The sequence below is a fragment of the Bacillus sp. FSL L8-0193 genome (genome assembly GCF_037976065.1).
Lineage (GTDB): Bacteria > Bacillota > Bacilli > Bacillales > Bacillaceae > Bacillus > Bacillus paralicheniformis.
Map to the genome: position 1 here is coordinate 2306570 of NZ_CP150261.1, position 17712 is coordinate 2324281.

The 17712-nt window shown below is 47.1% G+C and carries 23 protein-coding genes; 8 read left to right on the forward strand and 15 right to left on the reverse strand.

What is annotated here, in order from left to right; all coding sequences use genetic code 11:
• Positions 1-117 precede the first annotated feature (117 nt).
• Complete coding sequence (locus tag MHH76_RS11435; protein WP_059230618.1) at positions 118-321, forward strand: DUF3311 domain-containing protein; 204 nt, start codon at positions 118-120, stop codon at positions 319-321.
• Entirely contained in the window at positions 321-1802 is a 1482-nt protein-coding gene (locus tag MHH76_RS11440; protein ID WP_020451836.1) for a sodium:solute symporter, read from the forward strand. The genes MHH76_RS11435 and MHH76_RS11440 overlap by 1 nt, the downstream gene beginning before the upstream one ends.
• Before the next feature lie 44 nt (positions 1803-1846).
• Here the strand turns inward: MHH76_RS11440 and MHH76_RS11445 are convergent, their stop codons facing one another.
• Positions 1847-3244: a S41 family peptidase gene (locus MHH76_RS11445; RefSeq protein ID WP_020451837.1), complete on the reverse strand. Its 1398-nt coding sequence runs from the start codon at positions 3242-3244 to the stop codon at positions 1847-1849.
• A 159-nt stretch (positions 3245-3403) separates the two neighbouring features.
• Here MHH76_RS11445 and MHH76_RS11450 point away from each other — a divergent pair, with 159 nt between their 5' ends.
• Positions 3404-4114: a class I SAM-dependent methyltransferase gene (locus MHH76_RS11450; protein ID WP_020451838.1), complete on the forward strand. Its 711-nt coding sequence runs from the start codon at positions 3404-3406 to the stop codon at positions 4112-4114.
• Positions 4115-4213: 99 nt separating this feature from the next.
• The gene (locus tag MHH76_RS11455) at positions 4214-4468 is read left to right on the forward strand and encodes a hypothetical protein (RefSeq protein ID WP_020451839.1); all 255 of its coding nucleotides are present in this window, start codon (positions 4214-4216) and stop codon (positions 4466-4468) included.
• Positions 4469-4503: 35 nt separating this feature from the next.
• Here the strand turns inward: MHH76_RS11455 and MHH76_RS11460 are convergent, their stop codons facing one another.
• Both MHH76_RS11460 and deoD read right to left on the reverse strand, forming a co-directional pair.
• Positions 4504-5325: a M15 family metallopeptidase gene (locus MHH76_RS11460; RefSeq protein ID WP_020451840.1), complete on the reverse strand. Its 822-nt coding sequence runs from the start codon at positions 5323-5325 to the stop codon at positions 4504-4506.
• A gap of 33 nt (positions 5326-5358) precedes the next feature.
• Positions 5359-6057, reverse strand: coding sequence for a purine-nucleoside phosphorylase (gene deoD / locus MHH76_RS11465; protein WP_003182742.1), 699 nt, complete (start codon positions 6055-6057; stop codon positions 5359-5361).
• Between the two features lie 208 nt (positions 6058-6265).
• Between deoD and MHH76_RS11470 the strand changes: the two genes are divergently transcribed.
• The 3 genes from MHH76_RS11470 to MHH76_RS11480 all read left to right on the forward strand — a co-directional run bounded on the left by MHH76_RS11470 (position 6266) and on the right by MHH76_RS11480 (position 8364).
• A complete protein-coding gene (locus MHH76_RS11470) occupies positions 6266-7273 on the forward strand; it encodes a permease (protein WP_043054345.1) in 1008 nt (335 codons plus the stop codon).
• Between the two features lie 16 nt (positions 7274-7289).
• A complete protein-coding gene (locus MHH76_RS11475; protein ID WP_043054346.1) occupies positions 7290-8162 on the forward strand; it encodes a TIGR03943 family protein in 873 nt (290 codons plus the stop codon).
• A 70-nt stretch (positions 8163-8232) separates the two neighbouring features.
• Positions 8233-8364, forward strand: a complete 132-nt coding sequence (locus MHH76_RS11480) for a hypothetical protein (protein WP_116523393.1) — start codon at positions 8233-8235, stop codon at positions 8362-8364.
• Between the two features lie 37 nt (positions 8365-8401).
• Here the strand turns inward: MHH76_RS11480 and MHH76_RS11485 are convergent, their stop codons facing one another.
• The 3 genes from MHH76_RS11485 to MHH76_RS11495 form a co-directional block, all read right to left on the reverse strand.
• Positions 8402-8713 carry a YodL domain-containing protein gene (locus MHH76_RS11485; RefSeq protein ID WP_173636688.1) on the reverse strand — a complete coding sequence of 104 codons (312 nt, stop codon included), beginning with the start codon at positions 8711-8713 and terminating at the stop codon, positions 8402-8404.
• 63 nt (positions 8714-8776) lie between these two features.
• A complete protein-coding gene (locus tag MHH76_RS11490; protein WP_230631849.1) occupies positions 8777-9388 on the reverse strand; it encodes a phosphatase PAP2 family protein in 612 nt (203 codons plus the stop codon).
• A gap of 109 nt (positions 9389-9497) precedes the next feature.
• On the reverse strand, positions 9498-9668 hold the full coding sequence (locus tag MHH76_RS11495) for a YozD family protein (protein ID WP_020451846.1): 171 nt from the start codon (positions 9666-9668) through the stop codon (positions 9498-9500).
• A gap of 122 nt (positions 9669-9790) precedes the next feature.
• Here MHH76_RS11495 and MHH76_RS11500 point away from each other — a divergent pair, with 122 nt between their 5' ends.
• Positions 9791-9925 carry a hypothetical protein gene (locus tag MHH76_RS11500; protein WP_043054348.1) on the forward strand — a complete coding sequence of 45 codons (135 nt, stop codon included), beginning with the start codon at positions 9791-9793 and terminating at the stop codon, positions 9923-9925.
• Here the strand turns inward: MHH76_RS11500 and MHH76_RS11505 are convergent.
• The 9 genes from MHH76_RS11505 to MHH76_RS11545 form a co-directional block, all read right to left on the reverse strand.
• Complete coding sequence (locus MHH76_RS11505; protein ID WP_043054349.1) at positions 9918-10598, reverse strand: hypothetical protein; 681 nt, start codon at positions 10596-10598, stop codon at positions 9918-9920. The two genes, MHH76_RS11500 and MHH76_RS11505, sit on opposite strands and share 8 nt — an antisense overlap.
• Before the next feature lie 165 nt (positions 10599-10763).
• On the reverse strand, positions 10764-10985 hold the full coding sequence (locus MHH76_RS11510; protein ID WP_020451849.1) for a YozE family protein: 222 nt from the start codon (positions 10983-10985) through the stop codon (positions 10764-10766).
• Between the two features lie 85 nt (positions 10986-11070).
• The gene (locus tag MHH76_RS11515) at positions 11071-11352 is read right to left on the reverse strand and encodes a YokU family protein (protein WP_020451850.1); all 282 of its coding nucleotides are present in this window, start codon (positions 11350-11352) and stop codon (positions 11071-11073) included.
• The gene (ablA, locus tag MHH76_RS11520) at positions 11349-12758 is read right to left on the reverse strand and encodes a lysine 2,3-aminomutase (RefSeq protein WP_043054350.1); all 1410 of its coding nucleotides are present in this window, start codon (positions 12756-12758) and stop codon (positions 11349-11351) included. The genes MHH76_RS11515 and ablA overlap by 4 nt, the downstream gene beginning before the upstream one ends.
• Before the next feature lie 98 nt (positions 12759-12856).
• Positions 12857-13690 (reverse strand): putative beta-lysine N-acetyltransferase, encoded by an 834-nt coding sequence (ablB, locus tag MHH76_RS11525; RefSeq protein WP_043054351.1) that lies wholly within the window; start codon positions 13688-13690, stop codon positions 12857-12859.
• A gap of 27 nt (positions 13691-13717) precedes the next feature.
• A complete protein-coding gene (locus tag MHH76_RS11530) occupies positions 13718-14986 on the reverse strand; it encodes a peptidase (protein WP_043054352.1) in 1269 nt (422 codons plus the stop codon).
• A 13-nt stretch (positions 14987-14999) separates the two neighbouring features.
• Complete coding sequence (locus MHH76_RS11535) at positions 15000-15653, reverse strand: 3-oxoacid CoA-transferase subunit B (RefSeq protein ID WP_020451854.1); 654 nt, start codon at positions 15651-15653, stop codon at positions 15000-15002.
• Complete coding sequence (locus tag MHH76_RS11540; protein WP_020451855.1) at positions 15635-16327, reverse strand: CoA transferase subunit A; 693 nt, start codon at positions 16325-16327, stop codon at positions 15635-15637. Before MHH76_RS11540 ends, MHH76_RS11535 begins: the two co-directional genes overlap by 19 nt.
• On the reverse strand, positions 16324-17664 hold the full coding sequence (locus MHH76_RS11545; RefSeq protein WP_043054353.1) for an aspartate aminotransferase family protein: 1341 nt from the start codon (positions 17662-17664) through the stop codon (positions 16324-16326). Before MHH76_RS11545 ends, MHH76_RS11540 begins: the two co-directional genes overlap by 4 nt.
• Positions 17665-17712: the final 48 nt, after the last annotated feature.

The window sequence follows — 17712 nt, forward strand, 5'->3', positions numbered from 1 at the left end:
AGCCAGAACGCCTGTTTAAATAATTTAAAAAATCACTTTTTTCTAATAATTATCTTGTGATTAAATCTGACAACTGCTATGATTATGAACATTAAAATCGCTAAAGGAGGAAAAAAGGTGAATCAACAGCTTTTTAAATGGGTTTTGTTCATCATCCCTTTTGTCGGGCAGCTTGCTTTGCTACCATTTGTAAACCGGATTGATCCGATCGTTTTCGGACTTCCATTTTTTCATTTTTGGCTGGTGCTGTGGATTGTGCTGACACCGATGATCACATTTGCGATTTACAGATTTGAGAAAAGAAACGGAGGTTATGAGTGATGCAGGGAAATTTAACAGCGCTCCTCATCACCGCCGGCATTATTTTGACCGTGGTCTGTATCGGGTTTATCGCCGGCAGCAATAAGCAGTCGCGGAAATCGGTTGAAGAGTGGTCTGTCGGCGGAAGGCGGTTCGGAGGGCTGCTCGTCTGGTTTCTTGTGGGTGCCGACTTGTATACGGCCTACACGTTTTTAGGATTGACAAGCACCGCTTTTACAAGCGGAAGCGTCGCTTTTTTCGCGATTCCTTATTCGGTTTTGGCCTATTTCATCGCCTATTTTTTTCTGCCGAAGATTTGGAAGGTTGCGAAAGTGCACCAGCTCACAACGCTGGCCGATTATGCAAGGGAGCGCTTCAGCAGCAAGCTCCTGTCTTCGCTTGTTGCGATTGTCGGCGTCTTAATGCTGATCCCGTATATCTGCCTGCAGCTCAGCGGAATTCAGGATACGCTTCAAATCGCGGGTACAGGGTTTATTAACGTCAATGTCGTCGTAATCATTTCGTTCGTCCTTGTCGCGCTTTATACGTTTTTCAGCGGCATCAAAGGTCCTACATACACTGCCATTATTAAAGACATTTTAGTTTGGGTGATGATGCTGTTTATGGTCGTTTCGTTGCCGCTCATCCATTTTAACGGCTGGACGCCGATGATTGACAAGCTGGCAAATGAAGCGCCGCATATGCTGACAATCCCTTCTGACGGACCTCGCGGAATCGCCTGGTTCATCACGGCATCGATCGTTTCCGCGTTTGCTCTGTTCATGTGGGCCCATGCGGCGACAGGCGTTTTCACGGCGAACAGCGCGGATGCACTCAGAAAGAACAGTATGTTTCTGCCGTTGTACAATATTGTATTGATTTTAGTCATTTTCTTAGGCTTTATCGCATTTCTCGTACTTCCTGATGACATTAACCCGAGATTTGCATTGCTGTATTTAATTCAAAGTTCCTACGGCGGCGTCACGCAAGGATTCGCCTATTCAACGATTGCCCTGGCAAGTCTGATCCCGTGTTCGATTATGGCGATAGGGGCATCCAACCTATTCGCTAACAATTTATACCGCGATTTGATCAACCCCCGCGTTTCGGGACAAAAGCTGACGATCATCACCCGCTCGATGGTATTCGTCGTCATCGGTCTGGCCCTTTTATTCGGAATGCTGTTCCCGGCAGCGCTTGTAACGCTTCAGCTGCTCGGTGTATCAGGCATGGTGCAGATATTCCCTGCCATCGTCATCAGCCTGTTCTGGAAAAACCAGACGAAGGAAGCGACGATCATCGGTCTTCTCATCGGCCTGGCCGTTACATTTACCGTTTATTTAACAGGTGCCACTTTCGGCATTTACGAAGGCTTCTGGGGGCTTACCGCCAACCTTTTGACCGTTGTCTTGTTGAATCCGTTTTTTGTGAAAAATGTAAAACACAATTCTGTGATCAGCTTTTTGTTCCATGCTAAGAAGGATGTGCAAAAAAGCGCTTGATCACTAAAAAACCCTTGCGCTTCGTGTGAGCGCAAGGGTTTCTTTTATTTTTCTTTTTTTAAGATCTCTATCGCTTTATCCAGCTGCGTATCATTGTCAGCAAGCTTAGCCTGCAGCTTACTTGTCATGCTGATCGTCGTCTCGCCCGTTAGGATGCCTGTCGTTTTCAGCTTTTGGTCTTTTTGAAAAGCCTTAACGGCAGCCTCCGTCTGTGCGTCGAATGCTCCCGTCGCATTCAGCTTATAGCCGAGCGCTTGGAGCATTTGCTGGGCAGCTTTCACTTCGTCTCCGGTGCTGCCTGCCTTATACTCTTTTTTGGAATCCAGGTACGGCAGTTTAGCATAGCTTGGGAGCTCCGCTTTATATTGAGGTTTGATTCCTTTTTCGTGAATCCAGTCACCATTTGGCGTCAGCCACTTGGCAATCGTCAGCTTGACGGTCGATCCGTCGGAGAAGCTCTCCGCATTTTGAACCGTTCCTTTTCCAAACGTATTTTCACCCACAATCGGGATGCCTGAAGACTGGTGAAGTGCTGCTGCCATGATCTCAGCGGCGCTTGCCGTTCCTCCGTTGACGAGAACGACGGTCGGCTTGTTCACTTTTCGTTCCTTCTCAGCTTTGTACACTTCTTTTTTCCCGTTTTTGGATTCAACCTGCATAATGGTTTTGCCTTTATCGACAAACATGTTGCTCATCATAATCGCTTGGTCCATCAGGCCGCCGGGATTTCCTCTGAGGTCAAGCACAAATCGTTCCGCACCTTTTTCAGACAAGTCATCAATGGCTTTCGTCAGTTCCTTAGCGGTATTTTCAGAGAAAGACGTAATTTGGATTTCACCGATGTTGCCGCCGATCATTTTAGAGTACACCGTTTCGATCGGAATCGTATCGCGCTTAATCGTAACATCGATTTGGCCGACGCCTCCCCTGTTGAGAACAAGCTTGACATTCGTGCCTTTTTTGCCGCGGATCATTGCTGTCGCTTCGTTGACGGTCTTGCCTTTTACGCTTTTGCCGTCCACTTTCTGAATTTCATCATGCGGCTTTAAGCCGGCTTTTTCTGCGGGAGATCCTTTAATAGGCGCGACGATTAGAATTTGTCCATTTTTTTCTTCTACTTGGGCGCCGATTCCTTCAAAAGAAGAGGTAATGCTTTCTTCAAAGCTTTTAGCTTCTTTCTTATCCATGTATGTTGAATATGGATCGTCCAAAGCTCCAAGCATCCCTTTAATTGCCCCGTCAGTCAGCTTTTCATCGTCTGCATTTTGATAATAGTCGCTCTTGATTTTGTCGTACGCCGCCATCAGCTTTTCGAATTTCTCGGAGTCTGAAGCGGAATATACTGAACCGCCGCTGCCTTTGCCCACCAGATAAAGCGTCAGTGCGGAGGCGGCGACAGCCGTAATCAATACAGCCAAAAAGAGTTTTAACTGCTGTTTCAAACGAACACCACCTTTTCTTCTTACCATATTATCATGGACGAATCTTTATTCGTCAACTCGAATTACTCAGGATCCGATTTTCCGGGCTGCTGGCATTCGATCGTTTTTCAACCATTATTCCTTTTTTGCATATGCATACAAAAAAGGAGGGATCTCAATTTGAGCGATTATTTAGACATGCTTGCCAGCTTCGGCGTCTCATCCGCTCATCCTGGCGGTATGTCCCTGTCAAAGGCAGTGCTCGCCAAAGCTGGCATCGACCCTGAGCAGCCGATTCTTGATGCAGGCTGCGGAACCGGCCAGACCGCCGCTTATTTGGGGCAGCTGCTGTTTCCTGTCACTGCCCTTGACGCCGACCCAGTCATGATCGATAAAGCCCGACAGCGTTTTAAAAAAGAACAGCTATCCATTCCGATTGTCCACTCTCCCCTCGAGGAAATGCCGTTTCAGTCTGAAAGCTTTGCCTGTGTATTATCTGAATCTGTACTGAGCTTCACAGATATCCGGTCCGCTTTACAGGAAATCCGGCGGATTTTAAAACCCGGAGGGATGCTGATCGCGATCGAAGTGTGCCTTAAGGAAGGCAACGCTCTGACAGACGAAGCCAAAAAAGAAATCACGGACTTTTACGGATTCACCGCTTTATATGCCGAGAATGAATGGGTCAATGTCCTGCGGGAAGAAGGATTTTCAAAGGTTAGCATCATCCCTGTCCTATTGGAAGACGCAGCAGACCCTGATGACGCCGTCGAAATGGATTTGTCGCCTTCGATTTCCGACAAAAACTATGAAACAATGGAAAAACACCTGCATTACCTGGAAAAATACCGGGATTCTCTTGATCATATTATTTTTATATCACATCTATAAACCATCATTTGTCCTCCTTCTTTCGTCCAACCTTTTCTATTGAAACTGTCATAAGCTGACTAGGAATAGAATAGATTAGATGATGGAAGGAGCATTCAAGTGGACCGATATTATAGGTTTTGCCACCAAAATGTTGGCAGAGTTGCGAGAATCACCGACAAAGGAGGCCGCGTCCATGTCGGAAGAATCGTCCGTGTATCACCAAGCAAAGTGTATATCGCCCCGATGATCAGACGGGGAGGCCGCGGATTCGCCTACGGATATTACGGCGGCGGATGGGGTTGGGGCCCTGTATACGGACTTGGCCTTGGTTTAATTGCCGGTGTGGCCCTTGCAGGTTTGTTTTTTTGGTAACATGAAAAGGCCGATATCTATCGGCCTTTTCCCTTTTATATCTTTTTCACCTGTTTAAAATACTCTTCAAGCGTCAAGCCGTGTTCTTGGATGACTTTAGCCGCTTTTTTGCCTACATAGCGCAGGTGCCATGGTTCATACTTATATTTCGTAATGTCTTCTTTGTTTTTCGGATAACGGATGATATAGCCGTATTTGTAGGCGTTCTTCTCGACCCATTGTCCGTCTTTCGTATTGCCGAAGTCCTCTGATAAGGCGAAGCCGTTGCTTTTGCTGGAAATATCCATCGCAAGTCCTGTCTGATGCTCGCTTTGACCCGGATATGCCACAGCTTCTTTCGCCTTTTCTTCTCCCTTTTGGCTCACTTCGTTGTTATAGATCGCTTTTTGTCTGTCATAGGATCTGTAGCCGGACACCGCAGCCAGTTCATAGCCTTCTTTTTTCGCGGCACTGAACATCTCTTCAAGCGCTTTGGCGGCTTCTTTTCTGATATACCGCTTGTCGATATCCTCGGTAAAAGAAAACGCGACATCAGGCACTGTCAAGTCGCTCGGTGCATAGTTGCCGGGAAGCGCGTACTCTTTATTGACAAGCGCCAGTATGTTTTCCGGATTTTGAATCGTCGGCAGCCCGTCTACATCTTTAATTTGATTAAAATACTTGCTCTCAAGTATGAACTCCTGATCTTCCAGGCTGCTGTCGTCCTTTTGGTCTTTCGCATCTTTGCTTGCATTTGCAGTGTTCTGTGTTTTAGCCGTGTCATTTTGCTTCTGTTCAGTCATGGTACATCCTGTGCCAAGCAGAACCGCTGCACTCAGCAATGAAGCAATCGTCACGTATTTGTACTTTCCGTTCATTCGAATCCATCCTTTTTCAGTGCATGTATCTGGTTACAATGCGGTATCCAGAGCCAGCAGAATCATATCATTAAAGGTCGTCTGCCTCTCTTCTGCCGTTGTTTCCTCGCCGGTAATAACGTGATCGCTGACCGTTAAAATGGAGAGGGCTTTTCGGCCGAATTTCGCAGCTAATGTATAAAGCGCCGTCGTTTCCATCTCGACCGCAAGCACTCCATGTTTGGCAAGCTTCTCAATTTGGCTGTCGTCATTATAGAATTGATCCGCCGTAAACACGTTCCCTGCCGTAACCGGGATGTTCCGCTCACTTGCAGCGTCATAAGCAGCTTTTAACAGGCCGAAGTCTGCGCAGGGCGCAAAGTCGATCGATCCGAATGCCACTCTGTTGATTTGCGAATCGGTTGATGAAGTCATTGCCAGAATGACATCTCTTACATTGACGTCTTTTCTGATCGCACCACACGATCCGACGCGGATCAGGTTTTTCACATCATAGCTTCTGATCAGTTCATTGACATAAATTGAAATAGACGGCACACCCATGCCTGTCCCCTGTACGGAAACGCGCTTTCCTTTATAAGTGCCCGTAAAGCCGTACATTCCCCGTACTTCGTTATAACATTCAACGTTTTCCAAATATGTATCAGCGATATATTTTGCACGCAGCGGGTCTCCCGGCAGCAGCACCGTTTCTGCAATTTGTCCTTTTTCTGCGCCAATATGTACGCTCATGAATATTCCTCCTGCCTTTTTAAAGCTGATTGGTGATGATGATTGCAGCATCCACTCGCATATGTATTATAAACCAACATCGCGGAAAAAGAAAATAAAGCCCTGCAACGCTTCGGCATCATTCTTTTGTTGTCATGTTTAAAAAAGGACAGGCATACCTTTAAAAAAGAATCATTACGATTAGCTATTTCAGGATGGAGGAAAAGTGATGTTTCGTTCACTTAATAGTTATTTAATCGACTTTACCGGGCTTGTTGTCATCGGTGTTTTGCTATGCCTTGTGTCAGCCGGCGGATCGCTCGCCGCAGGCCTCCCCTTCCAGATTCCGGCTTCCGTTCAGCAGCTGAATACGATTTTCATCAGCATTTTAATCGAAGCTCTTCCCTTTGTATTAATCGGGGTATTGATCGCCGGTTTCATCCAGATTTTTGTAACTGAAGAGCACATCCGCTCGCTTTTTCCAAAAAACAGGTTTTCAGGAGTAATTGTCAGCTGTTTGCTCGGCGCTTGTTTTCCGGCTTGCGAATGCGGAATTGTCCCGATCGTGAGAAGGCTCGTCTCAAAAGGCGTTCCCATCTACGCCGGCGTCGGCTTTCTGTTGACAGGTCCGCTGATCAATCCGATTGTCATCTTATCCACTTTTATGGCATTTGGCAATGATTTGCGAATGGCCGTTTTAAGGGTTGCTGTCGGTTTTGCCGCAGCGGTCATCATCGCTTTTGCGATCAGCATGATGTTCCGCTCCAGCCAGCTGAAAACGGAAAGCAGCATAACAGCTGCACACTGCGCCCATTCCGGCAGACAATCCCCTTTTTCGGAAAAGCTATTTGATATGCTGAAACACGCTGTTGACGAATTCTTTGATATGGGAAGGTTTCTGATTATCGGCGCTTTAATTGCCGCACTTGTGCAAACCTACCTCCCGTTAAAATCGCTGTTTTTGTTCGGAGGGGGCATGCTCGACTCGGCATTGGTCATGATGGGACTGGCTTACTTTTTATCACTGTGCTCTGAAGCGGATGCATTTATCGGCGCCTCCTTCTCCAATTTGTTTCCTTCTTCGTCCATCCTTGCTTTTCTCGTATACGGACCAATGCTCGATTTAAAAAATACGGTCATGATGCTGCATGCGTTTAAGCCGAAGTTCGTCATTTGTTTGTCTATTCTGATCACAGTTGTTGTCTATGTTTGTATCAAATTTGTCAGTTTGCTTTAGAAAGGAGGTTTCACCAATGGTTTTTCAGCCTCGGCAATTTTTGCGCGCACTCGTGTTGGCGGCTTTTTCCGTCTTTATTTTCAAGCTCCATTACACAGGGGAAATTGATAAGCTGATCAATCCGAAATACGATTACACAAGCCTCATCGCCGCAGGTGTGTTTGCGTTTCTGTTTATCATTCAGCTGACAAGGGTCTGGACGGTGAAGGATGACCACTCTGGAGATTGCGGCTGCGGACATGATCATGACGAATCAAAGCCTTTTTTCATCAGGCTGATGCATTATGGCGTAATCACGCTTCCCCTTATCACCGGATTCACCCTTTCCCCGGCTGTACTGAATTCGTCTGTCGCCGCCAATAAAGGGACGATGCTCACCAAAACGGAGATCGCCCCTCAAACCGAAGGCGAAAAGGAACATGTCATGACACCGGAGATTCAGCAGGGGCTCGCCGATTCAGCGATGCCGAAGTCGGCGTATGACCGGAAGATGGAGCAATTTAAGCATGAAAAGCGAATTGTCATGAATGACGATATGTTTGCAGACTATTATGATGAAGTGACAAGCCGTCTTGATCATTACATTGGAAAAGAAATCACGGTCAAAGGCTTCGTCCATAAGGAAGCGGGGCTGAGCGCACGCCAGCTCGTGCTGTCCCGATTTATGATCACACACTGCATCGCAGACGCCAGCCTGATCGGGTTTCTCGCCGAATGGAGCGGCGCTGAGCAATTGCAGCCTGATACATGGATTGAATTGGAAGGAACGCTCGGCAAAGCATCTTATAACGGCGCTGTCATCCCGATCATCCGCACGAAGCGATGGAAGGAGATCAGCGAGCCGAAGCAGCCGTATGTCTACCCGGCCGCGATCAATATGACAGAATAAAGACGACTTTCTCTTGGATAAATAGCGGGGCGTTTAGTCATCCTATTTTTTAGGAAGGAGGTCATAAATGATGGGCAAAAAACAGCGAAACAGAGTCACCGGTCAGAAAAAGAACAACCACATCCCGACAAAGGACGTCATCGCGGCAGAGGATGCACACGAAAAGGAATTCAACGCCAGAAAACGAAAGAATACAACATAAAAAAACTGCGGACAGCGCTTCCGCAGTTTTTTCAGCTTTACGATGACTGCAGCAAAATGCGGTTGATTTTGCTCCATCCCGTAGACAGCAGTTTATAATAGGTTTTTCCCTTTCTTCCTTCATCGATTAAAACGATGTCGCCTGTTGCAAGGAATCTCGCCTTATAATCATTCGGCACCGTGTCATAAACATTGAAAGTGGAAAATGTCCGTTCCAGCACATCTTCATGGGTTCTGCCGTTTATTTCCGTTCTGTAAACCATTTCATATCCCTTATCTTCACCAAAGCAAGGCGTTTGAAAAATCGTCACATCATAAGGTGTCAGCTTCTTTTTAAACAGTTGAAACATTAACGGCAATACAGATCCCTCCTTTTTTTATACAATTGGCGCTTCGCGGCTCAATCCCTTTGACTACTTTTGTCGAACAAGCGGGTACTTTTCGTCAATTTTTTTGAAGATGAAAAACAGCGCCAGACCGAGAGAAAATCCTGAGATGACATCTGTCATATAATGAACGCCGAGATACATGCGGCTGATGCCGATAAGTCCGACGATAAGGCCTGTCCACATGTAAAGTGCGCGGCTGCGTTGTTGAAAAAAAGGAATGCAGAGCAAAAAGAGATATGCGATAAACGGATATATGCTCGCCGCATTCATTGAATGGCCGCTCGGAAAGCTGTGTGACGATTCGTGGACGAGCGGGTTTATCGCAGGGCGCTCTCTGGCAATCCAGCCTTTTAAAACTTCATTGGCCGTTCTTTCAACAAAAAACAGCAAATAAAGATACAGTGATGCCGCTGCTTTTTTATAGACGGCAAGTACCAAGGTTAAAGCAAGCATCAGCGGCAGCATGAAGCCGCTTGACCCAAGCTCTGTCACCGCTTTAAAAAACGCTGTGACAACCGGGTGTCTGACAGATTCGAGAGCCTGTATCACGCTCACATCAAACGATTGAACCGCCGGGATGCGGATAAGAATGGCCATCATTGCAAAGACAGCGGCTGAAAATAGTGCTTTATACATTGAAAAAATCAGTGCCTCCTTGTCATTGTTTTTAAACATTTTACACCCGGCTCCCCCGCTGGGCAAATATATAAGAAAAACCGGAGCAGGTGCGCCCCGGTCCCTTTTTTCAATCCTCTATATGCTCATCTATCATACATTTTGCAATCAGATAATCAAAGGTGATATCGGCAATTTCGAACAGTTCGTCCTCGCTCGGTATGTAGCCTCTTCTTGTCAGCTCTAGATAAAAAAAATCAGCGATTTCTTCTGTATCTATCATCAGTTCAATTTCTTTCATTGTGATCGCCTCCTTATTCTGATGTATGAGCTGGCATCCGGTTTTATAACCGGTTTGTCATAATGTTTGTCCTCTGTCATATACATGTCGTAACAAGACAAAAGCCGGAAGGGGAAAAGAAAATGATCCGAAAAACGCTTGAAGCACTTGACGGAGAAGGGTTTGACCTGGTATTAGGGAAGGTCTTAAAAGCCATGTTCGGCCTGATTGTGTTCGGCTGTTTTCCTTACTTTTTATATTTGTTGTTTATCATTTGAAATATTCTTTCAGGCTGCTTAACACAAACTCCATCATTTCTTTATATTCCGCATCCTGAAACATTTCATACAATACTTTATAGTCATTGTAAATATCAAGCAGCTCATCCACGACAGCAACTGCCATGTTGCGTTCATGTTCTTGCTCCTCGGGATCCCCCGCGAATGGCAGAAACACCTTTTCAGATATCGGTTCATCAAGCTCTTGTCCGGCTTCGCCGACATAATGAACAAACAGAAGCTGATGGACGAACTGGTCCATTTCGTAAGTTCTGAGGACGAGCGTTAAATCTTCTTCTTCCGTTTCAAGCCATTCCCCGTCTTTCAAACGGGTCAGCTCGTAAATGATGTCTTCCCAGCCATCCTCCACATATCTCCAAATTTCCGTTCTGTGCCCGGTGATTTTAAACAATTCTTTGCCGTAATCTTTTACATAGACGACATCCCCGATTAAAAATTCATATTCGATATCAAGCTTTTCCGTATCGACAATGACCCCGTCATAATCTTTGTAGAGCTGAAGAGAAGTCTCAAAATAAAGCACTTCATTATGATTGACTTCATACAAAAAATGCTTATCGATTTTATGAACTTTTGTAATCGTTCCGACCGTCCCGTACATCACGACAACGACAACATCCCCGACTTTGAATTTAGGCGCGTTTGACTTCATATTTGGATTCCCCCTTGCCTTGAAGCTTCCGTGTTACGCTTATCGTATGCTGAGTGCTGTTAATTCGCATGGGCTAAGGTTACAAAGCCCGATGAGTTTTCCGAAAAGCCCAGCCGGCTTTAGGCGAACGTAAAAAATCCGCAGTTATTCAGAACTGCGGATTTTTTATCGCTTTGTTTCCGAAATATATTGCTCCCAAGCCTCATCAAATGTCGTCATTGACGATAAATAATCCCCATTAAGCTCAAGGTAAGAGCTGATTTCATCGTAATGAGTTGATGTCTTGGGAAATCCGTGATCAAGATAAGCGTGGTTCGCAAATTCGCTGATCGCGTCCTTCGGTTTCGGATGGCGGTATTTCATTAAATAATGGTAAAAAGACTTCACGGTCTCCCCTCCTGTCCTCTTTTGATGTTCTATTATACAGGGCGTCTGAAAAAATACAAACAAAAAAACCGGCAAAAAGCCGGCTTCATGAAGAAAAATCAAAGTAATTGCGCTTCAATATGCGCTCTGTTTTCATCAGCGCATCATACGAAACGGACGAAGGCAGTTTTTTTGTATCGATCAAGAGCAGCTGATTTTCAATTTCCCAAGTGACATTGTCCTCCTGATAGACCATGCCGCAGCCTTCGCATTCCACCGCAGGTGTATCGGTGATTTCGATCGCTTTTGTCCCGTCAGGAAGCTCCCAATAAACCGCCGTGCGGGCTTCCCCGGCTTTTTCTTCACTGCACCATTCACACCTCTTCATTGCACACGCCCCTCAGCTTCGCCTTCTTTTTTTTGCTGGGCAAGGAATTTCTTTTCTTTCAATTCATCGCGCTTTGCCCGGCGGCTTTTCAATGTTTCATGATCGGGCCTTGTAGAATAGCTCTCCCTTCTTTCAAGCCGTTTTAAACCGTCCGGTGTGTATGAAAGAGCTTGATCCGCATAGATTGCGGATATGCCGATCTCCTCTTTTTCCTTCATTACATCAGGGAAAATTTCGGCAAAATAGTCGTCCGCTCTTCCCGGAATATAGTTCTCAGGCTCAGGATAAGATGTAATGACACCTTCAAAATTGCGGAGCACGACTTTATCGGGGCTTTGCGAAATCAAGTAATTCGGCTGTATGGCGATTTTTCCGCCCCCGCCCGGCGCGTCAACGACAAAGGCAGGGACTGCATAGCCGCTTGTGTGTCCGCGCAAGCCTTCAATGATTTCAAGACCTTTGGAGACAGGCGCTCTGAAATGGCCGATTCCTTCAGACAAATCGCATTGATAGATATAATACGGACGGACTCTGATTTTCACCAAATCATGCATCAGCTTTTTCATAATGGAAACGCTGTCATTTATACCAGCCAAAATCACGGCCTGATTGCCGACCGGAACCCCGGCGTTGACCAGCTTCTCACAGGCTTCCTTCGCTTCCTTCGTGATTTCGATGCTCGTGTTGAAATGCGTATTCAGCCAGACGGGATGATACTTTTTCAAAATGCTGCAAAGTTTGTCGGTAATCCGCTGCGGGAAGACGACCGGGGCTCTCGTGCCGATCCGGATGATTTCCACGTGCGGGATCGCACGGAGGTTTTTCAAAATATATTCAAGAATTTGATCGTTAATGAGAAGACCGTCCCCTCCTGAAATCAGGACATCCCTGACATCGGGCGTATCCCGGATATATGCGATCGCCTGATCGAGCTGCTTTTTCGGCACGCCCATGCCGATTTGTCCGGAAAAACGCCGCCTTGTACAGTACCTGCAGTACATCGAGCATTGATTAGTGACGAGAAACAAAACCCGGTCCGGATAGCGGTGGGTTAAGCCGGGGACAGGCGAATCTTCATCCTCATGAAGGGGATCTTCAAGGTCGTATTTTGTTTTGTGCATTTCTTCTGCCAGGGGCACCGACTGCATTCTGATCGGACAGCGCGGATCATCCGGATCCATCAGTGAAGCGTAATACGGCGTAATATTTAAAGGGATCGTCTTTGTGGAGATTCTCACCCCTTCTTCTTCCTCTTTCGTAAGATTGACGACTTTTTTCAAATCGTCAAGCGTTCTGACGGTGTTGGTCAGCTGCCAGATCCAGTCGTTCCATTTTTCCTCAGGAACATCTTTCCAAAGCTCAATATCCTTCCAGTGCCTTTTCGGCTGAAACAGACCGTTTTCCATCTTTCATCCCCCTATCAGCATTTTCCCTATACTTTTCAGGTTATGTGACCGGTGTGAAAAGTGTCTCTTCAAATATAAAACCCGCGGAAGACCGCTTTTTAAGACCGGCTTAAATTTTTGCACCAGATGTTCATGTTCTCGATGGTTTTATAAATGAGGCAGTTGTTCAAAAGCCGGCCCCTATATGAGTATGATAAATGATAAAGACTGGCGTTCATCCCGAAAGAAGCTGCTCTTGCGATTGAATAAACGTAAAAGATACCCGCTTGTTTCAAATCGGTTTCGAGTGCGGCAATCAGCCGCCTCGTCAATGAAAAGCCCCTGTATTCCGGCAGGACGGCGCAGTCTGTTATTTCCGCATTCCCCAAAACGGGATTCACGTCTGCACCTGCTGATGCAATCACTTTTTCCCCGTCAAAAGCGAGGTAGTAAACGGCCCCTTTCCCCATCGCTTCCTTAAGATATGCCGGATCTGAAACAGGCGCGGGGTATACAGGAAAGACGCAGTTGTAGAGATCGGCGAGACCAGGCGCATCACTGGAGGCGGCCCTCCTGATTTGAAAGGAAGCGTTTTGGGCCTCCGCGATGCGGGGAGTGCTGAACAGCTCTGTCAGCATTTGATCCTGCGCAAACCAGTCAGCGGTTTTTCGCCTGTCTTCTTTCACATATTTTACGAACACGTCAGCATCATGCCCGTTAAAGTATCCGTCAATTTTCCCTTCCTGTTCAAACGTCCGCTCAAGCAAAGCGTTTCTGTCATTCGTTTTGGTGAAAACGATCATTTTCCCTATGCCGTGTTTTTTTGCTTCTTTCAATATGGCGGGGAAAAATGAACACACATCGCCTTCATAATTGATGATTCTGATTCTTTTACTGAACAAGTCGACATCCGCTTCAAGCGTACAGCTGTCATTACTCCATTTTTCCACCATATTTAACCTCCAAAACAGCTGATCTTTTCACCGTTCATAATCACACCAATTCATAATAAACAGGCTGATGATTTTGGCTGACTGAATCAGGGCGTCTTTTTCAATGTATTCATTTGCCTGGTGGGCCATTTTCGTCTCTCCCGGTCCGAAGACGATGACAGGGGTGCCTCCGGCGTGCGACAATATTCCGCCGTCTGTCGCCCACGGGGAAGCTTCGATTAGGGGATCGTTTGCCGTGATGGTTTGATAGGCGGATTTCAGCACTTTCGTCAGTTCATGGTCTTCAGCCAAATCGTTCGGGAGCCACATGGCGCCGAACCATTCTATGTCAACAGGGTAGTGTTTAAACCATTCATCATGGTATTGAAGATCATTGAGCCAGTTTTCAAACTCGGACTGGACGGCTTCAGGAGATTCGTTCGGAGCGATTCCGCACCTTCCTTCCAGTGTCACCGTGTCAGCGACCGATGAAGGCCATGCGCCTCCTTTGATCGTGCCGATGTTAATCGGAACCGGAATCGGGATATTGTCATACAAAGAATCTGTTATTCTCTTATTCCTGACCTGTTCAAGCTGGCGAAGCGACTGGATGACAAGCATGCTTTTTTCAACGGCGCTGACACCTTCATATCTTGTGCCGCCGTGTGCAGAAAGCCCTTTGACCGTGATTCTGAACCACATCGACCCCTGCTGCTTAATAAACATTTTCATATTTGTCGGCTCGGGAATCAAAGCGCCGTCCGCCTTGTAGCCCCTCATGACGGCCGCCAGCGTCCCGGCTCCGCCACACTCCTCGTCTACGACACTTTGAAAAATCAGGTCTCCTTTTAATTGAACCCCGCATTGCTCCAGCGCTTCCATCGCCATTAAAAGAGCCGTATTGCCGCCTTTCATGTCAGTTGTGCCCCGGCCGTATATCCGTCCTTGCTTCATGACCGGCTGAAAAGGCTCCGTCTCCCAGTCTTTTCTGTTTCCTTCAGGCACGACATCGATGTGTCCGTTTAAGATCAGCGATTTCCCGCCGCCCTTTCCTCTTTTGACAGCCGTAATATTCGGGCTTTCTTTAAAGCTTGTTCTGTCTGATTTAAACAGCGGGTGCTGTTCCAATTGCTTCATGCTCGGCTCCCAGACATCGATTTCAGCTTCGAATTGCCTCAGTTTCTCCAGGACGACAGCTTGGGCGGTAAATTCACTGCCCATTGTGCTTTTTTCTCCGACGAGTTTTTTCAAAAGGCGAACCGCTTTTTTCTCGTGCGAATCGATCCAATCGCACACCTTTCTCTCTATGTTCTCCATCCAATTCCTCCTCTTACGAAAGCGGCAGTTCGATCCGGACCTTTCCATCCGTCAGCCGCAGCACATCATCAAGATCCTCTTCATTCATCAGCTCTTTTAATACAAAGCCGCCGCTGTCAATGGTGATCACGGCTTTTTCTGTAATCACCATGTCAACGCAGCCTTTTGCAGTCAGTGGCAGAGTGCAGTCCGCGACAAGTTTGGGTGCGCCGTTTTTATCGGTATGGCTCATCACGACAATGACTTTTTTCGCCTTTTGGGCAAGCTCCATCGCCCCTCCCATTCCAGGAACCTTTTTGCCAGGGACGATCCAGTTGGCCAGATCGCCTGACTGGCTGACCTGCAGAGAACCAAGAATCGTGACATCAATCGCGCCCTTTCTGATCATGCCGAACGACAGAGCCGAATCAAAATAAGAAGCGCCTTTTACTACGGTGACAGGCCAGCCTGCCGCATTGCAAAGATTCTCATCTTCCCTTCCTTTTTCAGGCGACTCGCCGATGCCGAGAAGCCCGTTTTCAGATTGGATCATAACGGAAGTGCCCGGATCTAGAAAATTGGGAACTAAAGACGGAATGCCGATGCCCAGATTGACAATCATTCCGCTTTTGATTTCGCGGGCCGCCCGTTTTGCAATTCTCTCCCGCTCTATGACTCCCAAACCCATTTCCAGTTCACCCCTTCCGTTTCAGCGACACCTTCGACAAAAACACCGGGTGTTACAATTTCTTCTTCATCCAGCTCTCCCAGGGGAACGATCCGCTCCACTTCGGCAAATGTCCGATCAGCAGCCATCGCCATAAGCGGGTTCATGTTACGCGCCGTTTTGTCGTAGATGATATTGCCGAATTCATCGGCGGTTTTCCCATAAATAAAAGCGTATTCCGCACTCAGCGCTTCTTCGGCAAGGTATGCACGACCATTCAAAGAAACGATCTTCTTTCCTTGACGCACCATGTCATTATCGATCCCAATATCGGTCAAAATGCCGCCAAGACCTGTGCCGCCCGCACGGATTCTTTCCGCGAGCGTCCCTTGCGGTGAAAATTCAACGGCGAGAAAACCGTCAGTCATTTGTTTTCCCGCAACGGGATTTGATCCGATATGGGAAGCGATCAGCCGCCTTACGCGGTTATTGACGATTAATGGCCCGATGCCGATGCCGGGAAAGCCTGCGTCATTGCATATGACCGTTAAATTTTTTACGCCTTTTTTCAAAATCGCACTGATGAAAGAAGGCGGTGAACCGACTCCCCCAAATCCGCCAAACATGACGGTCGCTTCGTCTTTCAAATCGGCAATCGCATCTTCAACAGCAATTCGTTTGTTCAGGACCGTCATCTTTCGCGTATCACCTTTTCTGCTTGTTTTTCAATCTCGTGTACGGCATGTTTAAATATATGAATAAGTTCTTCCAGCTCTTGATCCGATATCGTAAGGGGCGGCGCAATGATGACCGCATCTCCCCCGCCGCCGTCAATGCCCGCCTGGGACGGATAAAGAAGCAGGCCTCTTTTTTTCGCTTCGGAAATGACGAGAGCCGACACCGGCATTGATGAAGGAAATGTCTTTTTGCTTTTTCGATCGGCGACAAATTCAATCCCGATAAGAAGCCCCTTGCCCCGAACGTCGCCAATGATGCTCGACTGTTTCATGACTTCTTTCAGCATCTTTTTCAGCTTTTCCCCTTTTACCCTGGCTTGTTTGACAAGATCGTGCTTCAGAATGTAGCGGAGAACAGCGAGCGCCGCACGGGCTGAAAAAGGGTTTGCGCTGTACGTATGTCCGCTCATGATGACTCCTGAGCCGTTTTTGACCGTTTCCATGATGTCATCGGATATGACAGCTGCGGCAATCGGTGAATACCCTGCGCTCATCCCCTTGCCGAGTACGGCAATATCCGGGGTCACACCCCAATGTTCAATCGCCAGCAACCGGCCGGTTCTTCCCATCCCACTCATGACTTCATCCGCAATAAAAAGAATTTCATTTTCTTCGCAAATCTTTTTTACTTTTTTGTAATAACCATCGGGCGCTGTTATGGCTGCTCCAGCAGCCCCGATGACGGGTTCGGCCACGAAGCCCGCGATAAACTGCTTGCCGATCCTTTTAATGGCGAGCTCGATTTCTTTCACGCACGCTTCCTGGCAGTCGGGATGAGAAAGCCGGCATCTGTAGCAGTTTGGCGCAGAAGCGGCGGGATACTTGTGCAGCATGTGCGTAAACCTGTAGCGGCGCTCATAAAATCCCGACAGCGACAGGGCCCCGTTTGTAATTCCATGATAGCTGTTCCATCTTGAAAGGAAAATCGTTTTGTCGTTTTGTCCTTTTTCCTGCCAGTATTGAACGGCGATTTTCATGGCGGTTTCAACAGCTTCCGACCCGCTGTTGACAAAAAAAGACCAATTCAGATCACCCGGCAGCCATTCAGCAAGGAGTTCGGCAAGCTGTTCAGCCGGTTCACTCGTAAACTGTGAACGGTAGACAAATGAAACGGAATCAAGCTGCTCTTTGAGAGAATCAATCACTTCTTGTACACCGTGCCCGAGATTGCAGGTAACAGCCCCCGAACAGCCGTCAAGGTACCGTTTTCCGGAATTGTCGACAATCCAGCTTCCTTTTGCATACTGAACGACCGGATAGCTTGCGTGCAAATCAGGCTTAAGCAAAAATGACATGAAAACATCCCCCCTTCCCCAATGAGAGGTTTTTCTTTACATTATATG